Source organism: Cupriavidus sp. 22TCCZM01-5, assembly GCF_057798915.1.
Genome location: NZ_JBYOJR010000083.1, coordinates 1 through 1,195 on the forward strand (window position 1 = coordinate 1; position 1,195 = coordinate 1,195).

Here is a 1,195-nt window from a genome sequence, read left to right on the forward strand (position 1 = left end):
TGCTTAGTCGAGGATCTTTGCCACGACGCCGGCGCCGACGGTACGGCCACCTTCGCGGATAGCGAAGCGCAGACCTTCTTCCATGGCGATCGGGGCGATCAGCTTGACGGTGATCGACACGTTGTCACCCGGCATCACCATTTCCTTGTCCGCCGGCAGCTCGATCGAGCCGGTCACGTCGGTGGTACGGAAGTAGAACTGCGGGCGGTAGTTGTTGAAGAACGGGGTGTGACGGCCGCCTTCGTCCTTCGACAGGATGTACACCTCGCCGGTGAAGTGGGTGTGCGGCTTGATCGAACCCGGCTTGCACAGCACCTGGCCGCGCTCGACGTCTTCACGCTTGGTGCCGCGCAGCAGCAGACCGACGTTGTCGCCAGCCTGGCCCTGGTCCAGCAGCTTGCGGAACATTTCCACGCCGGTGCAGGTGGTCTTCACGGTCGGGCGGATACCGACGATTTCGATTTCCTCGCCGACCTTGATCACGCCGCGCTCGATACGGCCGGTCACCACGGTGCCGCGACCCGAGATCGAGAACACGTCTTCCACCGGCATCAGGAAGGTACCGTCAACGGCACGCTCCGGCGTCGGGATGTAGCTGTCCAGCGCGTCGGCCAGGTTCATGATGGCCACTTCACCCAATTCGCCCTTGTCGCCTTCCAGCGCCAGCTTGGCCGAACCCTTGATGATCGGGGTGTCGTCGCCCGGGAACTCGTACTTCGACAGCAGTTCGCGAACTTCCATCTCGACCAGCTCGAGCAGTTCGGCGTCGTCCACCATGTCGCACTTGTTCAGGAACACGATGATGTACGGCACGCCAACCTGGCGGGCCAGCAGGATGTGCTCGCGCGTTTGCGGCATCGGGCCGTCAGCAGCCGAGCAAACCAGGATCGCGCCGTCCATCTGGGCGGCACCCGTGATCATGTTCTTCACGTAGTCGGCGTGGCCCGGGCAGTCAACGTGCGCGTAGTGGCGGTTGGCCGTCTCGTACTCGACGTGGGCGGTATTGATGGTAATACCGCGTGCCTTCTCTTCCGGCGCCGCGTCGATTTCGTCGTACTTCTTGGCGGCACCGCCGAACTTCGAAGCCAGCACCGTGGCGATCGCTGCGGTCAGCGTGGTCTTGCCGTGGTCAACGTGACCAATCGTACCAACGTTCACGTGCGGCTTAGTCCGCTCGAACTTTTCCTTTGCCATT

General features: G+C 62.7%; 1 protein-coding gene. It reads right to left on the reverse strand.

What is annotated here, in order from left to right:
* Positions 1-3: 3 nt before the first annotated feature.
* Complete coding sequence (gene tuf, locus AC3FNH_RS32500; RefSeq protein ID WP_276098793.1) at positions 4-1,194, reverse strand: elongation factor Tu; 1,191 nt, start codon at positions 1,192-1,194, stop codon at positions 4-6.
* Position 1,195 lies beyond the last annotated feature (1 nt).

Excerpts from the sequence above, each read along its gene's own strand:
- tuf (WP_276098793.1), bottom strand. The coding sequence starts at position 1,194 with ATGGCAAAGGAAAAGTTCGAGCGGACTAAGCCGCACGTGAACGTTGGT.